Below are 801 nucleotides of genomic sequence, written 5' to 3'. Positions count from 1 at the left end.
ATGTGTCCCCTATACTGCCTGAAAAGACGCGACTTAGCCGCGAAATCTTTTCACCATTATTTTTTCACTTGGTTCATTACTTCTTCAGCAAAGTTTTCTTGACGTTTTTCGATGCCTTCTCCAACTTCATAGCGGACAAAAGTTTGAACAGTAGCGTTTTTCGCTGCAATAACTTGTTTCACTTTTTCATCTGGGTTTTTAACGAACGCTTGGTCTAATAGACAAATTTCTTCGAAGAATTTGTTCAGACGGCCTTCAACCATTTTCGCTACGATGTTTTCAGGTTTGCCTTCTTGGAGGGCTTGCTGAGTTAAGATTTGACGCTCATGATTTGTTTCTTCTTCAGATACTTGATCACGAGAAATGTAACGAGGGTTAACTGCAGCAACGTGCATTGCGATATCTTTCGCAGTTTCTTCATCAGTTGTACCGTTGAGAACAGTTAATACACCGATGCGGCCGCCCATGTGAAGGTACGCACCGAATGCAGAGCTGTCGTCTTTTGTTAGAACTGTAAAGCGGCGAAGAGTGATTTTCTCACCGATTTTAGCAACTGCGCTTGTGATGTACTCTTCAACAGTTGAGCCATTTTCCATTTTTTGACCCATTGCTTCTTCAACATCTGCTGGCGTGTTTGCAAGAAGGTGGTCAGCTAAAGTGTTAAGAAGCTCTTTGAAGCCTTCGTTTTTCGCAACGAAATCAGTTTCAGAGTTTACTTCTAGGATAACGCCTTTGTTGCCGTCAGTTTTAATAAGAGTAGAACCTTCTGCTGCGATACGGTCAGCTTTTTTCGCTGCTTTT

1 protein-coding gene is annotated in these 801 nt (G+C 42.1%); it reads right to left on the bottom strand.

The features are described 5' to 3' along the window. Positions 1-56: 56 nt before the first annotated feature. Positions 57-801, bottom strand: a 745-nt coding sequence (tsf, locus tag RAC86_RS39410; protein ID WP_377887039.1) for a translation elongation factor Ts, incomplete at its 5' end; no start/stop codon positions are given.

Source organism: Bacillus sp. LR_5 (assembly GCF_042709275.1).
The sequence above is the reverse complement of the archived record's forward strand: the minus strand, read 5'-3'. Positions and strand labels throughout refer to the sequence as shown.